This window comes from Paenibacillus sp. TSM33, assembly GCF_056099025.1.
The window spans coordinates 1,206,395-1,231,203 of record NZ_JBLZXB010000010.1 but is presented as its reverse complement, the minus strand read 5'-3'; the positions used below and the strand labels follow the sequence as shown (position 1 = coordinate 1,231,203).

Genomic DNA, 24,809 nt, shown 5'->3' with positions numbered 1-24,809 from the left:
ACAATCAAATCTGAATTAAAATATGATCGCGAGCCTTGCACCAGCTACCTTGTCATAAGGTATGGTATGCTTCTTTTGTCCGCTTTGGACGGTAAGTTCCCCATCTTCAAAAGAAAGCAAACGGCCTTCGAATTCCTTCAGACCGTTAATCGGCTCGTATGTAGTGACGAATACGTTTTTGCCTACCGCTTTAGTGACATCCTCCGCTTTTTTCAGCGGTCTCTCGGCGCCTGGTGAAGACACCTCCAGAAAATATGCTGTAGAAACAGGGTCATTTTCATCCAGCTTTTGACCCAAATATTCACTGATCATACTACAATCGTCCAGATCAATTCCTCCGTCTTTATCTACAAAAACGCGAAGAAACCAATTGCTACCCTCTTTGACATACTCGACATCGACCAGTTCAAAACCATGCTCATCGAGGTAGGGTTGGGCCATTTCTTCTACTACTGATTTGATCTTTGGTGTGCTCAAAGATTATAACCTCCAAAAGTGAACTTTCCTGTGGTGAAAAAGAGATACCCTCTTGCCATGGGCAATGCTTCTCCATCACCGGCATTTTCATTTTCATTTGATGTAATGTTCATTTTGGGCTCACTGCAAATAAACCGGCGTACCGGTTGCCTGCCCAAAAATAACCTTTTTTCACGTTGTACCTGTATATCAAACAGTAAAGAGTGGGTTTCCCCACTCTTTTAGCAACGGTTTTATCTCCATGATTACCAAAAAAATTATAACATAACCGTAGTTATGTGACAAGTGCCAGAGCTTGACTACTGTGGTTCAGATTAAAACAGTGATAGCTGATTACTCTCTGGCAGACCTCGAAAGCAACCCATTTGGGACAGCATTTCGACAATGGTTTTACTAGCCTTCGATTTCTGTTGAAAATCCTCAACGGACAAAAATTCACCCTGTTCACGGGCTGCTGCGATGTTACGTGCTGCATTATCTCCAATACCCTGAAGAGCTCCAAACGGAGGAATGAGCGAGTCCCCGTCCACTTTGAATCGAGTAGCTTCGGAACGGTACAAATCAATGGATTTAAAACTAAACCCGCGAGCCGTCATTTCCAAAGCCATCTCCAGGATTGGAAGCATCCCTTTTTCTTTAGGTGGAGCCTGAAAACCAAGCTGCTCAATTTCGACAATCTTCCGTGCGATCGCATCATACCCCTGACAGCACAGGTCAATATCAAAATCGGCTGCACGTACTGAGAAATAAGTTGCATAATACTCGATCGGATAATACAGCTTGAAATATGCTGTGCGCACCGCTGAAATAACATAGGCTGCAGCATGCGCCTTCGGGAACATGTACTGGATTTTTAGACAGGAATCAATGTACCACTGCGGCACCTTGCATTTTTTCATTTCTTCAATCCATTCGGCACTAAGCCCTTTACCTTTACGTACGCTCTCCGTAATTTTAAAGGCCAGACCTGCATCCATCCCCGCCTTGTAAATCAAAAACAACATAATATCATCCCGACAACCAATTACGGTCTTGATGTTGCATGTATTATTTTTAATCAACTCTTGTGCGTTCCCCAGCCATACACCCGTACCGTGAGACAAACCGGATATTTGCAGTAAATCGGCAAAAGAACTCGGCTGCGACTCTACCAGCATCTGGCGTACAAATTTTGTTCCCATCTCTGGTACACCATAGGTGGCAACAGGCGTGCGGATTTGCTGCGGTGTTACACCGAGTGCCTCCGTGGAGTTGAACATGCTCATCACCTTGGGATCATTCATTGGAATGGTCGTAGGGTCAACCCCGGTCAAATCCTGAAGCATTCTCATCATGGTCGGATCATCATGGCCCAGAATATCGAGCTTGAGTAAGTTCGCATCAAAAGCGTGATAATCAAAATGCGTCGTTTTCCATTCCGCGCTTGTATCATCAGCAGGATACTGCACTGGTGTAATATCCTCGACCTCAATATAATCAGGAACAACAACGATCCCGCCAGGATGCTGCCCGGTACTACGTTTTACACCCGTACAACCAGAAGCCAGCCTGTTCAACTCGGCTCCGCGCCATTTTTTATGATGTGCCTCTTCATATTTTTTAGCAAATCCAAAAGCCGTTTTCTCAGCTACTGTACCAATAGTTCCTGCACGGAAAACACTTTTTTCACCAAACAATACTTTCGTATAGTTATGGGCAATAGGTTGATATTCACCAGAGAAGTTCAAGTCAATATCGGGAACTTTATCTCCTTTAAAACCGAGGAACGTTTCAAAAGGTATATCCTGTCCCTCACCCTTGAGCTTGCCACCGCAATTCGGACAGTTTTTATCCGGCAAGTCAAAACCGCTCGGAACACTTCCATCCAAAAACCATTCGCTGTGTCTACATTCAGAATTACCGCAAATATAATGGGCGGGTAGTGGATTTACCTCGGAAATACCGAGAAAAGTAGCAACTACAGAAGAACCAACAGAACCCCGTGAACCTACCAAGTATCCATCCTGGTTAGACTTTTTAACCAAACGTTCAGAAATGAGATAGTTAGCGGAGAAACCATATTTAATAATAGGTTCCAACTCTTTTTCAAGGCGAGCTACAACAACCTCAGGTAAGGGTTCACCATAAATGGATTGAGCCGTCTCATAGCATGTATTACGAATTTCCTCGTCTGCTCCGTCCAGCAATGGCGTAAAAAGCTTGTCAGGGAATAGTTCCAGTTCTTCAAAACGGTCCGCCAGTTCGCTAGTGTTTGTCACAACGACTTCATACGCTTTTTCCTCACCCAAAAACTCGAACTCTGCCAGCATTTCATCCGTTGTCCGCAAATGAGCATCTGGCTTTCGGATATCTTTTAGCGGGCTAAATCCAGTAATACCATGAATGGTAATATCACGGTACAGCTTATCCCGAGTTTCCAAATAGTGGACATTGCCTGTAGCGATCACAGGTTTATCAAGACGTTTTCCTATTTCGCATACTTTGCGTATGGCCGTTTTTAGTGCATCAGGCCCGCTTACCAGTTGCTTTTCCACCAGATGCATATACATCGTCAAAGGTTGAATCTCCAACACATCATAAAACTGTGCAATTTCCTCGGCTTCTTCCTCGGACTTGTTCAACACAGCCTCGAAAAATTCTCCTTTTTCGCAGCCAGAAATAATAAGCAATCCGTCTCTCATCTCAGACAATTTCGATTTAGGAATACAAGGCACACGCTTGAAATATTCGGTATGAGACATGGAAACCAGCTTGTACAGATTTTTTTTACCAACTGGATTGAGAGCATAAATGCAGCAGTGGAAAGGTCGAACAGTCGATAGGTCCTTTCCCACATAATCATTCAAGCGGTCGAGCATTTTAAACCCCTTAATTTGCTCTGCATCGTTTAGTAGTCCGTTCAACACTTCTGCCAATGCAACTGTATCATCAATAGCACGGTGATGGCTTTCCAACGCGACTTTATATTTAGCAGTCAGTGTGTTCAGACGGTGATTCTTCAACGTAGGAAACAGCAAACGAGCCAGTTCCAGCGTATCCAGCACCGGATTGGTCATTTCAGGCAAACCCATCTTTCGAAGAGTGGCCTGGATAAAGCCGACATCAAACCGCGCATTATGGGCAACCAATACAGCATCACCAGCAAAAGCTACGAACTCCTTCATAACAGGTTCGACATCCGGCGCATCCTTGACCATTTCATCGTTAATGTTGGTCAGTTGCTGAATGTTGTAGGGTATACGCTCATGTGGATTGACAAAGGTTGCATAACGATCAATTTCCTTGCCCTCATGCATTTTAACAGCAGCAATCTCAATAATTTTATTTTGTGTAACTGACAAACCGGTGGTTTCAATATCAAAAACGACATAAGTCGCTGTTTTCAAATTTAAAGGCTGTGCCTGCATTACAACCTCAACAGCATCATTAACCACATTGGCCTCAATGCCGTAGATCATTTTAATGCCGTTCTTCTTTGCAGCCTTAGCAGCATCAGGGTAGCATTGCACACCGCCATGATCTGTGACCGCAATCGCTTTGTGCCCCCATTTGGCTGCTGTTTTGACATATTGATCAATCGAGGCGACAGCATCCATAGTGCTCATCTTTGTGTGCAGATGAAACTCAACCCGTTTTTCCGCTGCATTGTCCTTACGTCCGGGTGGAGCCTGTACTTCAACTAGATCGGAAGGAATCATAACCAGCTCAGGAATTTGCATAAAACGGTCATATTCAACTCGCCCCCGCACTTTGACCCATTTACCGTTAGCCAACAGACTGAGAATTTTTAGATCTTCTTTAGTTTTGGCAAACATTTTCATTTGCAAGGAATCACTAAAGTCTGTCAAATAATACGTAAACAACGTACTACCATTGCGCAATTCTTTACTGTCCAACCCGAAGATTGTTCCTTGTAGGGTGACTTTCTTCTCTTCGTCCTGAATCTCTTGCATCGGAATAGCCGGTTCTTTGATGTCATAACCAAATTGAAGCCGCACGTCCCCTTCTTCTTCTTCCAAAGGTGGTATTTCAGCTTCCATACTTTCCATCATCTGCTGAATAACTTCGCGTTCTTCCTGCATTTTCTTTTCCTGGAATTCCTGTAATGCCTCCTGGTTACTTTCACCCACCTGGACTTTAATACGCATAGAGAGCCCAAAATATTTATCGTAAAATTTAATAATAGCTTGATCGATCTGCTTTTTACGCGCTAGTTCCAATGACATACTATCGCTCATTGTTAGTAATAGTAGACCGTCTTCCCACTCATACACAGCCCGGTTCATCCAACCGTTAACAGATGGAATTTCACGGTGCACCCACTCTAAAAAGAGCTTCCAGTATTCACCGATAATATCACCAGGTTGAACCTGCTCACTGTACTGAAAGCGGAATGTGATTTTAGCGATATGACTCATTTTTTCCTGTACTTGAATACAGAACGTACGATACACCTGAGCGGGGACCAGTGTCTCCTTGGCAATAGTGATATTCCAATCCTTATTGGTACGGCTAATCTCAACCTGATCGATCCAACCGTCCAAAAAATAAGGATCAACCACTCCCGCCGGCATTACAACCTGCTTCATCAGCAGCTCCAGCCGCTTTCTCTTTTCTTCAGCTCCGCCCATGGCTCTCCCCCCGATTTCCAATCTACCATTCTGAAAACATGAAAAGCTTCTGCGTCTAAAACATCTCCGACCGCAAAAGCTTTTCGTAGCCTTCTTCAACCCTCATCACAATAATATAGATAGTCCGGAATATTAATCCGTAACAGCTATTCCTGTTGGCGAAGAGAATGAAGTAGTATAGGGTAATGCTCTTCTTTATTAGTACGCCCGTGCGAACACTACTGTATGCTTGGCTGGTTTGCCACAGCACAAACATGTTGTCTTTTGCTCGGTTGTTTTAAACGGTATGTTACGGCTTGTAGCGCCTGTCACTTCTTTAACTTTGTCTTCACATTCTTCAGATCCGCACCAACCAGCCAAAGTAAAGCCACGTTTCTCTTCCATGAGAGTCTTCATCTCATCCAATGTATCGACGGAATAGAAGTTTTCTTCCATGAAGTTCTTTGCACGGTCAAACATCTCTTGTTGTACCTGTGCGAGCATCGCGTGTACTTCTTCAAGCAGATTGTCCTGTTGGACAATCTTTTTCTCGCCGCTGATACGGGATACGAGCACACAGACACCATTTTCCATATCACGAGGGCCGATTTCCAGACGAACCGGTACACCACGCATTTCATATTCATTAAACTTCCAGCCTGGACTTACATCGCTGCGGTCGTCCATTTTAACACGGACACCCGCTTGTTTCAACTCGGCAAACAATTCATCTGCACGAGCGATAACTGCATCACGTTTCTTAGGTGGTCCAATAGGAACCATAATAACCTGCGTAGGTGCCACCTTAGGAGGCAGTGCAAGACCACGGTCATCTCCATGGACCATAATCAATGCACCGATCAAACGTGTACTTGTTCCCCATGAAGTCGTATGCGCGAATTCCAGGTTGTTTTCACGGCTCAAATATTTGATGTCAAACGCAACGGCAAAATTAGTCCCCATATAGTGGGATGTTCCAGCTTGTACCGCTCGTCCATCTTTCATCATCGCTTCCAGTGAAAATGTATCCTTCGCACCTGCAAACTTTTCAGAAGGTGTTTTCTGTCCAGTAATAACCGGAATAGCTAGAACTTCCTCGATGACCTCACGATAAACTTCTAGCATTTTCATCGTTTCTTCACGTGCTTCTTCTTCTGTTTCATGAGCTGTGTGACCTTCTTGCCACAAAAATTCACTTGTGCGCAAGAAAGGCAACGTACGTTTTTCCCAACGCACCACATTAGCCCATTGGTTAATGAGCACAGGCAGATCACGATAGGATTGAATCCATTTCGAGTACATATGACCGATCATGGTTTCTGAAGTTGGACGGATTGCAAGACGCTCTTCCAGCTTTTCCCCGCCAGCCTCAGTCACCCATGGCAGTTCAGGATTAAATCCCTCCACATGCTCTTTTTCTTTTTGGAAAAAGCTTTCTGGGATAAACATTGGGAAATAAGCATTGCGATGTCCCGTTTCTCTGAAACGTACATCCATCGCTTCCTTAATGTGCTCCCAAATTTCAAAACCATCGGGACGGAATACAATACACCCGCGAACCGGTGAGTAATCCATCAGTTCTGCTTTTTTAATAACATCAATATACCATCGGGAAAAATCTTCGCTCTGCGGCGTGATTTCCTCGACAAACTGTTTATCGTTCGACATAGAAATGCATGTCCTCCCATACAGACCATTTTTATAATGTCCGTCTCTAATTAACCATTAATTAAGCGTAAAATATCGTTATACGTGACCGCAATCATAAGTAGGAATAGCATAGCAAAACCAACGAAATGGACCATTCCTTCTCTGCTCGGATCAACAGGACGTCCTCTTACCGCCTCAACACCAAGGAAAACAAGTCTACTTCCATCCAACGCCGGAATAGGCAATAAATTGAATATCCCCAGATAAAGACTCATGATCGCAGTCCAATATGTTAACTGCTCAATGCCTTGCTTAGCGATTTGTCCCGTCACTTCAAAAGTACGTACGGGGCCTCCCAGGTCATTGATAGAAAAACGTTGGATAAGCTGGCTAAATCCTTGAAAAATAATATCTGTCGTTCTGACCATGGATTGTCCGGCAAATTTGAACGTTTCCCCAACACCTGCTTGGCGTTTTGGAAGTTCGGGCACAATGCCCACCTTGCCACCCTTTTGTCCTTCCATTGCACGAGGTGTAATCGTAAGATCAAAGGTTTTATTATCACGGCGAACTGTCCACTTCATCGGCTTGTCTTGAGAATCCGCGATCAGTTTGATCATGTTTTCAACATTCGCACCAATTGCAACTCCGTTCACCGATTCAATGATATCTCCCTTATGCAAATCAGCTTCAGCAGCAGGCATGCCTGCTGTAATTTCACTAATTTGGACATAAGTCGGGTTGTCCACTTGTATGCCGACCATCTGGATGTGCAGACCAAACAGAATAAAGGCAAGAATAAAATTCATCAGTGGCCCAGCAAATATAGCCATCGCACGCTGCCCTACTGTTTTACTCCCATACTGTCGATCCTTTGGCGCAATTTGAATGGATTGTCCTTTGGTTACCATCATCGCTTGTGGATGCACAGTATATTGCTGATCTTCGCCATCCACATCCAATTTTACAGTTAGCGCTTGTTCCAGATCAATATCCAACACTTCACCGCGCACTACATTCTTACGGTTATCCAGTTGGTCCAAATAGATGGTCTTAACGACGCCATCTGTTACGCGTACAGCAATCGTTTGTCCGGTTTCAATTTCATTGACCTCCGGATCCTCTCCCGCCATACGGGCGAAACCACCGAACGGTAGCAACCGTAGCGTAAATCGTGTCTCGTTTCTTTTATAAGAGAACAGTTTCGGACCGAAACCGATCGCAAACTCCCGTACCAGAATCCCGGCGCGTTTGGCAAAATAATAATGCCCCCATTCATGCACCGTCACTATGACGAAAAACATGAGCACCGTCATCAACACTATTTGAATCGTTTCCAATCGTTTCCGTTCCCCTTTCAATGAGATCGAGTTTGTCTTCCTAGATTATCATTATTCTCCGAACCCGCACAAGAGAATCACAATTCGTTTCTTGACCCAACATTGACCTACAACTTCGCAGCTATACTACGAGTCTCGCGGTCACAGGTTTCAATCGCAGACAAATCAGGATCAGCCATATTGACATGCTGTTCGAGCACCTGTTCAATAATAGCTTCAATATGCAGAAAAGAAATTTCTCCACGCAAGAAACGGGCAACAGCAATCTCATTAGCAGCATTAAAAGCGGTCGGTGCTGTACCACCCATTTTACCACATTCAAAGGCAAGCCTTAAACAAGGAAAACGATTAAAATCCATTTCCTTAAAGTGGAGTTTGCCCACTTCAGCCAATGACAGAGGCTTTGCCGGAGACTTCATCCGCTCAGGATAAGTCAATGCATATTGGATAGGGACTCTCATGTCCGGGTTCCCAAGTTGAGCAACAATGCTTGTATCCTGAAACTCGATGTAGGAGTGAATAATACTTTCTGGATGAAGCAGCACATGGATCTGCTCATAGCTAAGTCCGAACAGCCAATGTGCCTCAATGACTTCCAGCCCTTTGTTTACCATCGTTGCTGAATCAATTGTAATTTTGGCCCCCATTGACCAATTAGGATGCTTAAGTGCATCTTCCACGGTAACTTCACGCAGCTGTTCTCTTGTCAAATCTCGAAAAGAACCGCCTGATGCTGTGAGGGTAATATGTGCCACATCTTTCATACGCTCACCATTCAAGCATTGGAAAATAGCCGAATGCTCACTGTCAATCGGCAGCAACGGCACTCCTTTCGCCCGAGCCCGCGCTGTGACCAGATGACCAGCCGTAACTAGTGTTTCCTTGTTGGCTAAACCGATCTGTTTTCCAGCCTCAATCGCGGCCAGCGTGGAGTGCAATCCGACACTGCCCATTACAGCCGTCACAACCATATCCGCCTCTGTGTTTGCGGCCAGCTCAACGAGTCCTTCATTTCCCCAATGTAGTTCGATTCCAGAAGGCAGTAAAGGACGAATTTCATCCGCTAACTGCTGAGTACCGACAGACACTTTTTTGGGATGATAGAGACGCGCTTGCTCAGCAAGCAACTTTATATTGGAGCCGCCTGCTAAAGCCTCAACAGTGAACTGATCTGGATGCATGGACACCACATCCAGCGTTTGAGTTCCAATAGATCCGGTTGAACCAAGTACCGTAATTCTTTTCATGATGCACCTTCCTATCCTGAAAATCACTTTTATCAGGAGCTCATTGTTTGTTATTCAGGCTACTATGCAGCTGATTCCATCCTTCTAATAGCGCAAGGCTACCAGTATAAAGGTTAATCCTCAGCATAAGTTGTAATCACCAGGCTCATGGAAGCAGCATCAGCATATGTACAAATGGAAAAACGACAATCCAGCTGTCGCAGCGGTCTAGTATACCACCGTGTCCTGGTAGCAGATTACCAGAATCTTTGATGCCGTACACTCGTTTGTATGCAGATTGTACCAAATCGCCCAGTTGTCCCACAACAGCACATGACAAACCGATGCCGAAGGCTTTACCCCAGGGTAACAGTCCACCTGACAAACCAGCGAATACCAGAGCTATAACAAGCGCTAAAACAACTCCGCCAATGGACCCTTCGACCGTTTTATTTGGACTAATCGCAGGCCATAGCTTCGTCTTCCCTGCCATTTTGCCTACAAAATATGCTCCTGCATCACTTGCCCAAATACAAGACAACAACAAAAAAGTCCATAACAGTCCATGTTCCATATGACGTGATTCCGCAATATACGAAAATCCAAATCCTATATATACAGTACCAAGAAATAGTATAGCTACCGTTTGAATCGGGATTTTATTTTTCGTTCCTACCGTGATCATCATAAACACTATCATTACCAACCAGAGCAAACTGGCAAAGGGTAGCGGTGAATGCAAACTCAAAGGTTGATATGGGAATACAAATGCTAATATGCTTACGTAGCCAACTATTGCTGTACCTCCAAAAGGAGATACCTGCGTCATTCGAGCGAACTCATAAAATCCGATTAGGGCCATCACCAATATAAGCAAATGGTAGGCCAAGCCGCCCCACAGGACCATTGCCAAAAAGAATATGCCTGCCAGAATACCGGTAATTAATCTCTGTCTCAACGGCTTTCATCCTCCATTTACTTCAGTCCGCCATACCGTCGTGATCTTTTCTGATATTCGATCACTGCTTCGTATAAGTGCTCTTTCTTAAACTCGGGCCAATAAATATCAGTAAACCACAGTTCACTATAAGCAAGCTGCCAAAGCATAAAATTACTGAGTCTAAGCTCCCCGCTTGTTCGAATCAATAAATCAGGATCTGGCATACCTGTAGAAAGCAACGTGTTGCCAATTAGCTCAGATGTTATATCTTCCGGCTTCAGCTTTCCATCCTCAATTTGACGGCCCAATGCTTGCATGCATTCTGTGATCTCCAACCGACTGCCATAATTTAATGCAAAATTAAGTACAAGTCCGGTATTATTTTCGGTACGTCGAGTCGCTTCAGTCAGCGCTTCAACGGTATGAGAAGGTAAATGCTCCTTGTTTCCCATCATACGCACTTGCACATTTTTTTCAACTAGCTCATCCAGCTCAATTGCCAAAAATTCTTGAGGCAGTTTCATTAGAAAATCAACTTCGTCCTTTGGACGTGTCCAATTCTCAGTTGAAAAAGCAAATAAAGTTAAATACTTAATACCCAGTTCATCCGCTGCAATTGCTGTGCGTTTCACTGCCTTCATTCCATTTTGATGCCCTACAATCCGCGGCATTCCAATCCGTTTGGCCCATCTGCCGTTCCCATCCATGATGACAGCAACATGCTGCGGAATATTGTCTTTTGAAATGGCCGGTGTTTGCTGTTTTTGTTCCCCGTTCCACCAAGACCGAACCCGTTTGATCATTCCAGTTCCTCCAGCATTCTCTGAAAATGTGCCTCAGGCTTGAAAAGAGACAAACCCCACCGTAAGGGAGGGGCTGCCAATCTTTTTAAACTTCCATAATTTCTTTTTCTTTTGCAGCTAAAACTTTATCTACTTCAGCGATAAACTTGTCAGTCGTCTTCTGGATATCTTCCTGATGCTTACGAGATTCGTCCTCGGAAATATCACTTTTCTCCATTTTTTTGATATCATCATTTGCATCACGACGAATGTTACGAATAGCGATTTTTGCTTCTTCACCACTCTTTTTCGTCAGCTTCACCAAATCAGTTCTGCGCTCCTCCGTTAAAGCAGGAATACTCAGACGAATGGTGTTACCATCATTCGAAGGCGTCAAACCTAAATCGGATTTTTGGATAGCACGCTCGATATCAGCCAAAGAAGATTTGTCCCAAGGCTGAATCATCAAGGTCCGACTGTCAGGTGTATTGATATTCGCCAGCTGATTGACTGGAGTCATTGCGCCGTAATATTCAACCTGCACACGGTCCAGCAATGCTGGTGTTGCCCGTCCTGCACGCAAAGATGCAAGATCACGTTGCAATGCCTGAATTGCTTTTTGCATGCGCTCTTCAGCGCTCTTTTTTACAGATTGTGGCATTAATTTACACTCCCTTTGACGATCGTACCAATTTTTTCACCCAGTACGACACGTTTAATGTTACCTTGCTCTGTAATAGCAAAGACAATCAACGGAATATTGTTATCCATGCACAGCGAGGAAGCTGTAGAATCCATAACACCGAGATTTTTGTTAAGCACATCCAAATACGTAAGCTGCTCATATTTTTCAGCTGTGCTATCTTTAAACGGATCGGCGGAGTACACACCATCTACTTTATTTTTAGCCATCAGAATCACTTCTGCTTCGATCTCAGCGGCACGTAGAGCAGCTGTAGTATCAGTCGAGAAGAACGGATTACCCGTACCTGCAGCAAAAATTACGACCCGACCTTTTTCCAGATGACGGATAGCTCTACGGCGGATGTAAGGTTCTGCAATCTGTTGCATCGCGATGGATGTTTGTACACGCGTAGGCACTTCAATTTGTTCCAAAGCATCCTGTAAAGCCAGTGAGTTCATCACCGTTGCGAGCATACCCATGTAATCTGCCGTTGCCCGGTCAATCCCATTGGCACTTCCAGCAATACCACGCCAGATATTACCGCCTCCGCACACAATAGCAACTTCTACTCCTAGTTCCACCACGTCCTTGACTTGTTCAGCAATCGACGCAATAGTATCCGCATCAATACCGTAACCGTTAGGACCTGACAGCGACTCCCCACTAACTTTCAGAACAACACGTTTAAACACAGGTTTTTCCAAATGATCACCCTCCAATTTCATATATTCTTTATGTAACAGGATAGGTGTCCTGTTGCAAGAAAAGGAACACTGATGTGTTCCATTTCTGTTTATTCATATGCAATTACCGATCGTTGGTAATTATTGTTTCACTTGAGACATAACTTCTTCGTAGAAGTTGTCTTCTTTTTTCTCCAGACCTTCACCCAGTTCGAAACGAACAAAGCGACGTACGGAGATGTTTTCACCAATCGTGCTGATTTTCTCGTTGATCAGTGTGGAGATTGTTTTGTCTGGATCTTTAATGAAAGATTGCTCCAGCAAGCAGAATTCTTCGTAGAATTTACCGATGCGGCCTTCAACCATTTTTTCAACGATTTTTTCTGGTTTTCCTTCGTTCAAAGCTTGTGCTTTCAGGATTTCTTTTTCTTTTTCAATCTCTTCCTGTGGCACTTCTTCGCGGCGAACATAACGAGGGTTCGATGCAGCGATATGCATTGCAATGTCACGAACAAAATCTTTGAACTGGTCAGTTTTCGCCACGAAGTCTGTTTCGCAGTTTACTTCTACCAGTACGCCGATACGGCCGCCAGCATGGATGTAGGATTCAACAACGCCTTCAGTAGCAATACGGCCTGCTTTGTTGGCTGCAGCTGCAAGTCCTTTTTCACGCAGAACTTCAACCGCTTTTGTCAAATCACCATTTGCTTCTTCAAGCGCTTTTTTACAATCCAGCATTCCTGCGCCTGTTTTTTCACGAAGCTCTTTTACTGCGCTAGCATTAACTGCCATATTATTTCCCTCCAAATTTGATTTTCAGTGGTATATGCGAGCTTTATTCCTTAAAAAAAGGGTAGTGAGAGGTTTTCCACCTACCAACCACCCTTTTCATTTAATTCGTATAGGTATTTCCAATCGGAAATATTATGCTGTAGTTTCTTCGCCTTGGTTAGCTTCCATAACTGCATCAGCCATTTTACCTGTCAGCAATTTAACAGCGCGAATCGCGTCGTCATTACCTGGGATAACATAGTCGATTTCGTCTGGATCGCAGTTTGTATCAACGATACCCACGATTGGGATACCCAATTTGCGAGCTTCAGCAACCGCGATACGTTCTTTGCGCGGATCAATGATGAACAGAGCACTTGGAAGGCCCTTCATGTTCTTGATACCGCCCAAGAATTTTTCAAGACGATCTTTTTCTTTGCGAAGAATGATAACTTCTTTTTTAGGAAGAACAGCAAATGTACCATCTTCTTCCCAAGCTTCCAATTGTTTCAAACGATCAATACGTTTTTGAATGGTTTGGAAGTTAGTCAGTGTACCACCCAACCAACGTTGGTTGATGTAGAATTGACCAGCGCGTGCTGCTTCTTCTTTAACAGAATCTTGCGCTTGTTTCTTCGTGCCTACGAACAGAATTGTACCATTCTCAGCTGCAATGCTTTTTACGAAGTTGTAAGCTTCCTCAACCTTTTTCACTGTCTTTTGCAAGTCAATGATGTAAATACCGTTTCTTTCAGTGAAGATATAACGATCCATTTTCGGGTTCCAGCGACGTGTTTGGTGACCAAAGTGAACCCCAGCTTCCAAAAGCTGTTTCATGGAGATTACTGCCATCTTCACGCACCTCCTAAGTTTGGTTTTTTGTGTGTCCTCCGCCGACATCATTTTTTATAAAGACTTCCTATTGGAAGCACCCTTTATAAAATTAACCGACGTGCGTTTTTAACACCGTCAATTAATATACCATAACACTTGCAGCGTTGCAACCAGCTTTTCGACAATAATTGAAACCGTGTAAAAAGCAGCCTGTACAATTCCATCTACCTGGCTTCTTAGCAAATTGTTTGTGACAATAAAGCATTAGACTCTCGCACTGCATTGAACGGACAGATAGTTCCAATATGTTCCTGTTATCCGCATCTGTTCAAGTCTTTCTTATATAGATGGCACCATACTGGGCGTACAGTAAAAAGCCTTGACCGACTAACGGCCAGGGCTTTTTGCACACGAACGAAATCGGCACCAATTCCCGATTAGTGACCCATTATCGCCGGGTCCCGGTTGTCCCCGTCGGCGGTACCTTCTTCCTGCTGCTGCGGTTTACGCAGAAGGAGCGCCAGAGCTACACCTGCCATTATAAGGCACGCGGACAGGAAGAACGTATCACCGTAACCCGCGACGACAGCATTCAACGAATTCGCTTCCGCTCTCGCATTTGCGGTGTGGGAAGTGATTTGCGACGTCAGATAACCCGTCAGGCCCGCGACCGCGAACGAGAGGACGACTTGCTGAGCTGCTGTTGTCAATGGTGTGACTCGGCTCACCAGGTGGCGAGGCGCAGAGTTCAGAACATGCGTGTTGAGCGGCATCGTGGAGAAGCCCATTCCGAGACCTATGGTGCAGATACATAGGATAATAACCCAGAGCGGAGAATCCACCGATATACGGGACAAGATGAATAGAGAAAATTAGGAATAGAATTGTTTTATTCATCAATGCCGCTATCGATTATTTCATAGCGTTAATTTGTGTTCAATTTATTTTATTTCCCTCTCCGGTAGATCTGAATATTGATCCAAATTGAAGATAGTTTCAACAATACACCGTGGTGTAATCCGCCAGGAGATGACCTTTGAATCCTTCAGGGGTCTTTTTTATGTCCACTAGCTCTGAATTGCAATAGGCTATGCTATAAGCTATGGGGGGCGATTCACACCCTCTTCTGAACTAAACACTGACAAAATACTTTATGCGCACTGAAAAAATAAAAAAGCCGTCCTCTTCCCGATTAGGTCAGTTGGACGGCTTTTTCGTTATTTTAGTAATAATAGAACTGAAATCCTCACCTTTAGCAAACTGATAGGTGCCTGTGCGAATTTTGGTATTGATTTTTTGAGCCTTAGCTGCTGCCTCAAATGCACTAGCATCCGTTACGACTCCTGCCCGTTCCAATCCAGATGCCACACTTCTTAAATTGCTCCCTGCTGCAATGCTATATTGCACTTGTGGAGTGGCAGGCTGCTTGGGAATATTGGGAGAGACTGTAGTGCCAGCTCTTTGAGTTTCCGGCTTGTTCGGATTTTGTGGTACTGACGTGCTGGTCGAAGGCTTGGAAGCAGCCGAGGATGTGCTGTTTGCAGGTACCTTTGGTGTTGAAGGCGTTTTAGCCTTTTGAGGTGCAACGGGAGTCTTGTTGCCTTCCTTGATCAGCTTATTACGCCATTCCTCTTCTGTCATTTTCGGATCAGAACTGTCACTGATCTGAAGATTTAACTCGGCTGCTGCCTTTTCTAGTTGTTCTCGTGTCATGTTTTTCGGGTCTGCCGAAGATTGCTGCGACTGCCCCTGACCAATTATCGCCAGTTGCAACAGCAATGCCCCGATGATAAGACCAGTACCCACGCCTAGCATAAATGAGCGATTTTTGATCACGTCACATCCTCCCGTTCCGCGAGTTGTAATATGAGCTGTACTTCGCCCCGCTGGATGCCTGACTGCTTGGCTATATAATCCACCGACTTGCCTTGCTCATGCATCGCGAACAACTCTTGATAACGATCTCGGATGGACTCTGGTTCCTGCTCGGTTTGAGGCTCTTCCAATGCCGTCTGCTCCTCCAAAGTTACGAAAGAATCTTCTGAATCTGAGATTGGCATAGAGACAGTGGCAAGCATTGCCTGACGCTCAAGCTCTACTATACGGTTCCGAAGCTCAGCCACTTGTTCCTGTAATGCTGCCTGCTTAACCGCATGCTCCTGCTTCATACCAGATACGAGTTCAATCAACTCGTCATTGTCGTTTTCAATATCGGCCAGATATTGCTCCAATGTAGCCTCAACCTTTTGAACGACGGCCTCTTCTGTTCCCCGGCTTGGCTGGCGCTTTGGCAGAAGCCAGGCGTAGACAACAGCTGCGGCTCCCAGCAGAACAATATAAATCCATGGTTGATCCACTGCCCATCGTCTCCTTTTATAACGCTTCTCCACCCATCGGATCAGAGCGAAAAATCAATATGATGTCCCTTATACGGATGCTCTGCCGGATGCTCCTTAGGCAGCTCAGTTTCTTCTGAGCGGGAGCGGCTCTGCTGGGAAGAATCTCTGCTCTGCTCACCTGTTTGCCTCTCACCGACAAATGTTTCCGCAGACTGATCTATGGCACTGCTTCGCTGACGCATGTTCTCCGTCTCCAGCGCAGCCTTTTGTCCAAGTAATGCCTGGTCATTCATTGGCCGCTGCTGGGACTCACTATGGTATTTCCCTGCTTCACTGGTGCGAGGTACAGCAATTTGCAATTCAACAGCCTTCAAGCTCATTGGACCACACCCTTTCCGATTGGGCATCCGTATCAGACTACCGAGAAATATAATAAATTGAATTATTATCAAGATAATGAATTACATGTAGGAGGACATACTGATATCTCCCTCATGATAATAAAACGCCATTCTTTCCATAGAATCTTTAATAAATTTTGTATATCTGCCGATAACTATCTTAGAGCCACCGTAAATCACATTTTTCACTTCTACCCGGGCGCGGCTCGTATCTTCTAATGTACGTTCTATTTCAAGCATTCTGGATTTGGTTTCAAAAAGCTCCTGTTCATTAGATTTTTTAGTAGATGTCAGCTTGATTCGCATAGCCATTCTGTCAGGTGCGAGCTGTCCGGCTGCCGCTAGCTGATCCAATATTGTGAGAGCCTTGTTCGTTTTATCCTGGCTGTCTGTCTGTTGCTTCAACCGTGCGCGGAGTTCCGTCAGTTCATCACGCAGTTCGGGAAGTACACCCACTTCAATATTGGTAGCTGTGGACATCGTATTACCGACAGTACGAGCCACTACCTTTTTACCAGCTTGTACACTGCCACCTACGATAAGCCCTTTTGTGCCTTCGCAGATTACATTATTGCTCGCTTTGATCTGGGAATGCATGATGCTCTGGGATACAAGTACATCGGCTCCCGCGATCACGTTACCATCTTGTATAAACGAGCATTTCACATTTTGTGCAGCTTTCACGAATCCTTTATGGTATCCGATAATACCTCCGCTGATTTCCACTGAACCATCCGCCTCAATTTCAGCGCCTTCCACACCGCCAATGACACGAATGTCGCCAGCTGCCCGAACGCGAAAACCTGTCAAGACATTCCCGCGAATGACGACGGTTCCAACAAAATCAATGTTACCGACACTATAATCGACATCCCCGTTCACTTCATACACAGGGAACACATTAAGCTTGCCCTTTTCAGTTGTAGTCACTAAACCATCAATAGCCGCATACATCGCAACGCCTTCCGGATGGATTACTACATTTTTTCCAACTTTAAAACGCGCCTCTTTACCTGGAAGAAAAGGAATTTCCTCTCCGGTTACAGCAATCCCCGGTACACCTGGCAGAGGATCCACCCGTTCGGCAATCAGTTGTCCACGTTTTACATTTCTTAAACGAGTTAATTCTTTGTAATCTACCCGTCCATCCACTGTTTCAAGTGGCTTATGTGCATCTTCACCGGTCACAATATCGGCCAGATTTATTTTTCCGTCTGTACCGTGGATCGGCTGCTTTCCCTGAGCAATCAGTAATTTCCCGAAGAAATGATCTTCCGGATTTGCCGCAAATGTGCGAATTGCATCGGTTATTACACCGTAGGATATTTTTTGGTTGCTTAGAAAACGTTCTAATTCTTCCACAGAACAGGCAAAGCCCTCTTCACGTTTGGCAAACTCCAAGTAGGCGGATTGTTTGTCAGGTGAGACAACCACTTTTAAAAACTGATCCAAAGCATACTGCTTCTCCACATGGGTGCTCCTTCCGTCTAACTGTTACTGTAACCTCCCGTACGTTAATCTTTACGCATTAGCAAATCCCGTTGTTTGTCCAGTGTCGCTCTCAGACGTAATATTGCTTTGGAATGCAACTGAGAAATTCGCGAAGGAGAAAGTGACATGACCTCAGCAATTTCGCTGAGTGACAAATCCTCGTAATACAATAAAGAAACAACGATACGCTCTTTTTCAGTTAATTTATCAATGCCTTGTGCCAAGGCATCACGAAGTGTGAATTCATTGACCTTATGATCCGGATTTTTCGCCTTTTCGTCCACCAACAGGGAAAGCCGTGTTTCCGACTCTTCTTCGCGGATTGGGTCCTCCAGTGAAACAATCGACATCACGGCGACCTCCTGGATCATACTTTGAAACTCTTTCTCGGAGACGTCCAAATAATGACTCATCTCTTCGTCGCTTACTGTGCGTAAATATCTTTGTTCTAAATGCTGGTAGGCGTCTTCGATTTTTTTCGCTTTTTCCCTAACTGAACGAGGAACCCAATCTCCTTGACGAAGACCATCCAAAATTGCTCCGCGAACACGCCAAGAAGCATAAGTCTCAAACTGCAAACCACGCTCATAATCAAATTTCTCTAAAGCATCAATCAATCCCATAACGCCGTTGCTCGCCAGATCATCCTTGGATACATTTTTAGGCAAGCCTACTGCAAGACGGCCCGACACATACTCCACAATATGGAGATACTTTTCAATTAACTGCTTCTTTGCTTCCTTGTCACCGTGTTCTTTCCATTGTTCCCACAGCTCGGAATGGTTCAAATGAGCGGCTTTTCGCTCGTTCATCGGCTTCACCCTCCTTATTTGTCTGTCAGGTGACGAACGGCCTTGGCCAATTCTTCAGGGTCCTTGTTGGAAACCAGCTTGGGCGGGTTTAAAGGTGCGAAACCATTATTCCCCTCGTCCGTCTGATCTGGCTTCGGTTTCAGCAATTCATTCAGGTTTTCATTTTCGTCTGGTGTCGTCAGATCCAGATTTCCCCCTACGCCATCTACCTGAGAGCTTGCCCGGTCTTGGGCATTACCCAGATCTGGCCGCGCTACCACACCCAGTGTCCAGCGCAGCACAAATGCAAGTAGGAACCAAAAAACGAAGGCGATTAAGCCACGAATTAAGCTCGTGGTCAGCAGATTGCTGCCAACGGACAACACAAAAGTCAGAATAAATCCGACTACTCCAGACCAAAGATTAATGCGTAAGCTACCAAATAACATGTTTATAATTCCTTTACACCTTTTTGTACGCTTCGAATATTCAAAACGCCAGTTTCAGAGTCCAACTCAATCGTTCGTCCATAATTGCCACCCGTATCTTCCGCAATTAAAGGAATGCCCAGATCTACGAGCATTTCCTTGCACGATTCTACATTGCGCGGGCCAATCCGCATGGTGTCTCCACTACCCGCAAAGGCAAACATCTGCGCTCCTCCTGCCATTTTGGCAATCAGTCTGCGCCGTTCAGCACCCAGTTTCAACATTCGCTCAAATAACTCTGGCAGTGCTGTATCCGCATATTTGGCAATATTCAACTGCCCTTCACGCGCAATATCCGAGGACGGTAACATCACATGTGCCATGCCTGCCAGTTTCAAATGAGGATCATATAGGGTCAATCCGACGCAGGAGCCAAGTCCTGTCGTGCGAATCGAGTTCGGGTTGCTGGTAACATTTAAATCTGCCATGCCGACTTTAATGATGTTTTTATCCTCAATCATCGTTCATCGGGACTCCTAACGACCTAAAGATTTTCCCGAACGATTCTGGATCAGGAATCAGGAAAAATTGACCCTCAATCTGATTCTGCCCTTCCAGAAACGATGTGTCAATCAATAAAGCAGCATCCCCCATCTGCCCAAACTGCAGCAGTCCGTAGCTGAGAATGGCTCCTGCCATATCCAGTGCCAGCGCAGGGACTGTTGGATACATGGATAAACGTGTGAAATCCGCCAACGAAGAAAGGTAGGAGCCTGCTAAAATGTTACCGATCTCCGACAGAGCTGAATGTTCCATTTCGTTAAAGCTATCCTCGTCGTCCGAAGGAATATTCGCCAAACGGGAAAGTAAGCTTTTCGCCGCCTGAGGTTGCAATATGAAAAATAGATTACCAGGGGCTTCCCCTTCGACTCTAAAAAATATTGCAACAACAAGTTGTTCATTTCCGCCGACTTTGTCCGCAATTTCCTCAAAGGGCAGCATTTGCACTTTGGGCACACCCATATCGACCGGTTTATTGAGAAGCCGGGAGAGCGCTGTAGCAGCGTTCCCCGAGCCAATGTTGCCGACTTCTTTCAATACATCCAACTTGAAGTCTTCAAGATTTCCCAGATTCTCCATATATTAATCCTCTAAACCTTCCAGTTGGTTCATTTCACTACGGTTCAAAACTTCGGACAAGTTCAGCATAATCAACAGACGTTCTTCGCCAATTTTAGCAACTCCGCGGAGGTATTTAGCCTTAACTCCGCCAACCACTTCCGGTGGTGTCTCAATGTTGTCAGTATTCAGGTCAATAACGTCATTCGCTGAATCCACGATAAAGCCGACTTGCATCTCGCCTACAGCAACGATAATAATACGGGTTTGATCGGTATATTCAGCTTCAGGTAATCCAAAACGGCCACGAAGATCAATAACGGGAATAACCACGCCTCTCATGTTGAATACGCCTTTAACAAAATCGTAAGTTCTCGGAACCCGTGTAATCGGCACCATGCGTTCAATAGATTGGACTTTTTCTACTTCAACACCGTATTCCTCTTCACCAAGCTTAAATACGATAACTTTAATTTCTTCTCCCATGTCTAAAAACCCTCCTTATTGATGTCAGCAATCTCACATTTCTTTCATTTTTAATGAAGACATTATTTAATGAAAACATTCGGGTCAATGATCAAAGCAACCTGACCGTCACCCAGAATCGTAGCACCTGAAATTCCTTGGATGTTTGGAAGATACTTGCCCAGATTTTTAAGGACGATTTCACTTTGTCCCAAAAAGTCCTGTACGGAAAGAGCTGCCAGACGGTCACCCTTACGGATGACCACGACCTCTGTCTCTTCTTCTTCATCTTCGTTGAAGTCCGGTACCTCAAACAGCTGACTCAAGGAGATAAGCGGGATATGAGAATCGCGGAAAGCAATCATTTTATTGCCATGCACAGAACGGATTTGCTTACGTTTGACGATCGCAGTTTCCACAATGGAAGACAAAGGAATCGCATATTTTTCAGAACCGATCTGTATCATCATGGCTGCAATAATGGATAGGGTCAACGGCAATTGTACAGAGAAATTAGTGCCCTGCCCCAATGTGGAGTGAACCGTAACATTACCACCCAGAGCGGTAATTTTGGATTTAACAACATCCAGACCAACGCCGCGTCCTGATACGTCTGAAATAACTGCCGCTGTACTAAAGCCCGGAGCAAACAATACCTGATAGGCTTCCTCGTCGGTCATGGAGGCTGCTTGTTCTGCTGTCAAAATCCCTTTGGAAATAGCACTGTTCAGTACCTTCTCACGGTTAATCCCGTTCCCATCATCCTCAATCTCGATAAATACGTTATTACCACTATGAAAAGCACGCAGTTGAACCGTTCCAGTTTCTGGTTTGCCAGCTGCAATCCGGTCGGCTACCGACTCGATGCCATGATCCACGGAGTTACGAAGTAAATGCACCAGAGGATCGCCAATTTCGTCGATAACCGTCCGATCCATTTCAGTCTCTGCTCCAGTGATAACTAATTCCAGTTTTTTATCCAGCGACTTGGCCAGATCGCGAACCATACGCGGGAAACGATTGAAAACAGTATCTACAGGTACCATCCGCAATTTAAGAACAACATTTTGCAAATCACTGCTCACACGACTCATATGCTCAACCGTTTCTGTCAGTGCTGGATTGGAAGCCTCACTGGCTAACTGTTCTAACCGCACACGGTCAATGAGCAACTCGCTGAATAAGTTCATAAGTACATCCAGCCGTTCAATATCTACGCGAATCGTACGGTTGTGCGTAGGAGCAGCCGCCTTGGCTGCTGGCGCTTTACCTGCAGCTGGCTTGGCGACAGAGGCCGCAGCTGGAGACTGCGGCTGGGATGGAGCGGGTGACTGCACGGCAACAGGTGCTTCCTGTACTGCCGCTGTCTCAGCGAGTCCAGCAGTAACTTCGCTCATTTGTTTAAGCGATTCCAGATCCAGTTGCACCACTGAGACCGTGTCAATTTCAGAAATACCCGCGATTTCCTTTTCCAGCTCCCCAACTTCTTTCTGCGTTATGTAATATAACGAGAAGCTTTGTTCGAACTTTTCCTGCTCGATATCCTGCACGGACGGATAGGCCTTGACAATTTCGCCAGAGTTTTCCAGTGTGTTGAATACCATAAAGGCACGTGCTGCCTTCAACTGACTCTCTGAACTGATTGTTACCTGTATATAGTGAACACGATGCCCTTCTGAAATCGATTGCTCCAGTACAGAATACTGGAATTGGTCCAAAACCAATCCAGCACTATCGTTAGTGACCGCTTTTGTAGAAGGAGACTCTTCAGTGGCGGCATTTGAGCCGGACTTTAGGAAATCCCCGCTCACGATGGATTGCAATGAAGATACAATAGAGGAGACATCCGCTTTTCCATCGCCTCCCTCTGTAATGTGCTGCACCATGGATTCCAGGGCATCCAATCCTTTAAATAAGGTATCGAATATAAATTCATGCATCGCCAGCTTGTTGTTACGTACCAGATCAAGAACGTTTTCCATTTGGTGAGTGAGCGATGCCAGGTCTTCAAACCCCATCGTAGCAGCCATTCCTTTGAGGGTATGGGCAGAACGGAAAATCACCTGAACGATGCCTAGATCGGTTGGGTTGCTTTCCAGTTGAAGCATATTTTCGTTAAGAGATTGCAGATGATCATTCGACTCATCAATAAACATGTTTAAATATTGGTTCATGTCCATTGTGAGACACCTCCTCCATGAGTTACACTCCGATTATTTCACAACTTGTACAAGCTTGGGGGCGATCTCCTGCATTGGCAGAAGGTGGCGCACACATTTTAATTCAACTGCTGAGCGGGGCATTCCATACACTACACAAGTCTCCTCATTTTCAGCAAATGTGGATTGAACCCCAGCGTCATAAAGCTTTTTCATCATTTTAGCCCCGTCGCTCCCCATTCCAGTTAGCAATACTAGATGTCTTTCCAGCGAGGTTAACGAGAGCAGCGATTCGAACATCGTATCTACGGAAGGACGGTGACCATTGCGAGCCTCCTCCATCTTCAGTGACACCGTGTATTTACCACCGGCTCCAGGCACAATTCTTAGCTGATATCCCCCTGGAGCGATGTAGGCTGTTCCCGTCTCTAGCGTCATTCCCTGCTCAGCCTCCACAACGCGTAGTGGGCTCAACGTATTCAAACGTTGTGCTAGCGAACGAGTGAAGTTCGGGGGCATGTGCTGAACAATAACGATCGGAGCTGGAAAATCTCCAGGAATGCGCTCCAACAGCGTCTTCAGCGCACGCGGTCCGCCCGTAGAACATCCGACCGCCACCAGTTTTCGAAAGCTGGATGTATGCACACCTTTTTTAAGTGACAATCCCTTTGGTGCGGCTGGAGCTGTAGGTGTAGGTGCTGTTACTGGAGGCGTTGCAGCCGCAGGAGTGGAAGAAGCTGACGAAGTTACCGTCTTCCGTGACTCCGGCTTGATAAGCCCTGCTTTATCCTTACTCTGTATCGATTTGCCAGCGGCCGGATCAGAGCTTTTCAGTTGCCCCGGTGTTCTTCCCGTACTTTGGGACAAGTCTTCCTTCTTCTGCACATGAGGTGCTTGCACTGGTTTCCTTGGCTGAACAGCTGGCTTGTCTATACGGCCACCTGTAGCAGATGTTCCAGACAGCTGTCTTTTAGTTTCCTGCTTGGCAGCTGTTGGGACGGACTTCCCAGCATCTTTCTTTGGCTGAGCCGATGCAGTAGGTTGAGGAGCAAGCGGAACAACAGGAGACTTGTCTACCGAAGCTTGACTTCCAGCTCGATTCTCAGTCACAGCCTGCCCAGGTGGCTTATCCATTGGCGTTTTTTTTGCTTGTTCCAATGCAGCTTTGCGCTCATTCGCTTCCTTGCGCTCCAAGCGGCTGCGTACTGCTTGCATAGCAGTATGCATTTGTTCGAGCAACGCCTTGCTCACCTGCTCAATATCTTGAGCATGAGCAATGGAAGGCTTTCTTATAAAGTCGAAAGCCCCTGCCTCCAAAGCCATGATGGTCTCCTTCATGCCTTGTTCATTGATGCCTGACAGCATAATGACAGGTAGCGGATGGGCTGCCATAATTAATGGCAACGCTTCAAGACCATTCATTTCAGGCATTTCGACATCCATGGTGACCAAATCAGGCTGCAATTCTTTCACTTTCTCTACAGCCTCTCTGCCATTGGCGGCTGTACCTACGATGTTGAACGACTCATCCCTTACAATAAGATCTGTAATAATTTTGCGCATAAAGGCCGAATCATCTACAACCAGCACCCGGTAAGCACACATGTTAAACACCCCT

23 protein-coding genes are annotated in these 24,809 nt (G+C 45.4%); 1 reads left to right on the top strand and 22 read right to left on the bottom strand.

All coding sequences use genetic code 11. The annotated features are described in order from the left end of the window. Nucleotides 1-15 precede the first annotated feature (15 nt). From rimP to rpsB, 11 genes are all read right to left on the bottom strand, one after another. The gene (gene rimP / locus ACN6NF_RS09710) at nt 16-477 is read right to left on the bottom strand and encodes a ribosome maturation factor RimP (protein ID WP_013370719.1); all 462 of its coding nucleotides are present in this window, start codon (nt 475-477) and stop codon (nt 16-18) included. Between the two features lie 314 nt (nt 478-791). Beyond that, on the bottom strand, nt 792-5,108 hold the full coding sequence (locus ACN6NF_RS09705) for a PolC-type DNA polymerase III (RefSeq protein ID WP_474317165.1): 4,317 nt from the start codon (nt 5,106-5,108) through the stop codon (nt 792-794). 198 nt (nt 5,109-5,306) lie between these two features. Further along, nucleotides 5,307-6,755: a proline--tRNA ligase gene (gene proS / locus ACN6NF_RS09700; protein WP_016820978.1), complete on the bottom strand. Its 1,449-nt coding sequence runs from the start codon at nt 6,753-6,755 to the stop codon at nt 5,307-5,309. A gap of 50 nt (nt 6,756-6,805) precedes the next feature. Next, nucleotides 6,806-8,077: an RIP metalloprotease RseP gene (gene rseP, locus ACN6NF_RS09695; protein ID WP_474317162.1), complete on the bottom strand. Its 1,272-nt coding sequence runs from the start codon at nt 8,075-8,077 to the stop codon at nt 6,806-6,808. A 107-nt stretch (nt 8,078-8,184) separates the two neighbouring features. Beyond that, nucleotides 8,185-9,324 carry a 1-deoxy-D-xylulose-5-phosphate reductoisomerase gene (locus tag ACN6NF_RS09690; protein ID WP_474317159.1) on the bottom strand — a complete coding sequence of 380 codons (1,140 nt, stop codon included), beginning with the start codon at nt 9,322-9,324 and terminating at the stop codon, nt 8,185-8,187. A gap of 145 nt (nt 9,325-9,469) precedes the next feature. After that, nucleotides 9,470-10,261: a phosphatidate cytidylyltransferase gene (locus ACN6NF_RS09685; RefSeq protein ID WP_474317156.1), complete on the bottom strand. Its 792-nt coding sequence runs from the start codon at nt 10,259-10,261 to the stop codon at nt 9,470-9,472. Between the two features lie 17 nt (nt 10,262-10,278). Continuing rightward, nucleotides 10,279-11,046: an isoprenyl transferase gene (locus ACN6NF_RS09680; protein WP_016820974.1), complete on the bottom strand. Its 768-nt coding sequence runs from the start codon at nt 11,044-11,046 to the stop codon at nt 10,279-10,281. An 85-nt stretch (nt 11,047-11,131) separates the two neighbouring features. Further along, on the bottom strand, nt 11,132-11,686 hold the full coding sequence (gene frr / locus ACN6NF_RS09675; RefSeq protein WP_014599669.1) for a ribosome recycling factor: 555 nt from the start codon (nt 11,684-11,686) through the stop codon (nt 11,132-11,134). Further along, nucleotides 11,686-12,414, bottom strand: a complete 729-nt coding sequence (pyrH, locus tag ACN6NF_RS09670; RefSeq protein ID WP_013309918.1) for a UMP kinase — start codon at nt 12,412-12,414, stop codon at nt 11,686-11,688. Before pyrH ends, frr begins: the two co-directional genes overlap by 1 nt. Before the next feature lie 120 nt (nt 12,415-12,534). After that, nucleotides 12,535-13,185, bottom strand: a complete 651-nt coding sequence (gene tsf, locus ACN6NF_RS09665) for a translation elongation factor Ts (RefSeq protein ID WP_013370709.1) — start codon at nt 13,183-13,185, stop codon at nt 12,535-12,537. Between the two features lie 132 nt (nt 13,186-13,317). Next, entirely contained in the window at nt 13,318-14,016 is a 699-nt protein-coding gene (rpsB, locus tag ACN6NF_RS09660; RefSeq protein WP_013309916.1) for a 30S ribosomal protein S2, read from the bottom strand. 620 nt (nt 14,017-14,636) lie between these two features. Here rpsB and ACN6NF_RS09655 point away from each other — a divergent pair. After that, on the top strand, nt 14,637-14,813 hold the full coding sequence (locus ACN6NF_RS09655) for a hypothetical protein (RefSeq protein ID WP_474317150.1): 177 nt from the start codon (nt 14,637-14,639) through the stop codon (nt 14,811-14,813). A 382-nt stretch (nt 14,814-15,195) separates the two neighbouring features. Here ACN6NF_RS09655 and ACN6NF_RS09650 read toward each other — a convergent pair whose 3' ends face one another. The 11 genes from ACN6NF_RS09650 to ACN6NF_RS09600 form a co-directional block, all read right to left on the bottom strand. Next, nucleotides 15,196-15,834 (bottom strand): endolytic transglycosylase MltG, encoded by a 639-nt coding sequence (locus tag ACN6NF_RS09650; RefSeq protein ID WP_474317148.1) that lies wholly within the window; start codon nt 15,832-15,834, stop codon nt 15,196-15,198. Continuing rightward, entirely contained in the window at nt 15,831-16,355 is a 525-nt protein-coding gene (locus tag ACN6NF_RS09645) for a DUF6115 domain-containing protein (RefSeq protein ID WP_474317146.1), read from the bottom strand. The genes ACN6NF_RS09650 and ACN6NF_RS09645 overlap by 4 nt, the downstream gene beginning before the upstream one ends. A gap of 41 nt (nt 16,356-16,396) precedes the next feature. After that, complete coding sequence (locus ACN6NF_RS09640) at nt 16,397-16,717, bottom strand: hypothetical protein (protein WP_474317144.1); 321 nt, start codon at nt 16,715-16,717, stop codon at nt 16,397-16,399. An 81-nt stretch (nt 16,718-16,798) separates the two neighbouring features. Further along, nucleotides 16,799-18,208, bottom strand: coding sequence for a DUF342 domain-containing protein (locus tag ACN6NF_RS09635; RefSeq protein WP_474317142.1), 1,410 nt, complete (start codon nt 18,206-18,208; stop codon nt 16,799-16,801). A gap of 44 nt (nt 18,209-18,252) precedes the next feature. After that, nucleotides 18,253-19,041: a FliA/WhiG family RNA polymerase sigma factor gene (locus tag ACN6NF_RS09630; protein ID WP_016820968.1), complete on the bottom strand. Its 789-nt coding sequence runs from the start codon at nt 19,039-19,041 to the stop codon at nt 18,253-18,255. 14 nt (nt 19,042-19,055) lie between these two features. Continuing rightward, on the bottom strand, nt 19,056-19,469 hold the full coding sequence (locus ACN6NF_RS09625; RefSeq protein WP_474317139.1) for a hypothetical protein: 414 nt from the start codon (nt 19,467-19,469) through the stop codon (nt 19,056-19,058). Nucleotides 19,470-19,471: 2 nt separating this feature from the next. Beyond that, nucleotides 19,472-19,969 carry a chemotaxis protein CheD gene (locus ACN6NF_RS09620; RefSeq protein ID WP_474317136.1) on the bottom strand — a complete coding sequence of 166 codons (498 nt, stop codon included), beginning with the start codon at nt 19,967-19,969 and terminating at the stop codon, nt 19,472-19,474. Continuing rightward, nucleotides 19,962-20,588 carry a chemotaxis protein CheC gene (locus tag ACN6NF_RS09615; protein WP_013309909.1) on the bottom strand — a complete coding sequence of 209 codons (627 nt, stop codon included), beginning with the start codon at nt 20,586-20,588 and terminating at the stop codon, nt 19,962-19,964. The genes ACN6NF_RS09620 and ACN6NF_RS09615 overlap by 8 nt, the downstream gene beginning before the upstream one ends. A gap of 3 nt (nt 20,589-20,591) precedes the next feature. Next, complete coding sequence (locus tag ACN6NF_RS09610) at nt 20,592-21,053, bottom strand: chemotaxis protein CheW (protein ID WP_013370696.1); 462 nt, start codon at nt 21,051-21,053, stop codon at nt 20,592-20,594. 62 nt (nt 21,054-21,115) lie between these two features. After that, a complete protein-coding gene (locus ACN6NF_RS09605) occupies nt 21,116-23,212 on the bottom strand; it encodes a chemotaxis protein CheW (RefSeq protein WP_474317132.1) in 2,097 nt (698 codons plus the stop codon). Nucleotides 23,213-23,245: 33 nt separating this feature from the next. After that, nucleotides 23,246-24,796, bottom strand: a complete 1,551-nt coding sequence (locus ACN6NF_RS09600) for a chemotaxis protein CheB (RefSeq protein ID WP_474317130.1) — start codon at nt 24,794-24,796, stop codon at nt 23,246-23,248. Between the last annotated feature and the right edge of the window lie 13 nt (nt 24,797-24,809).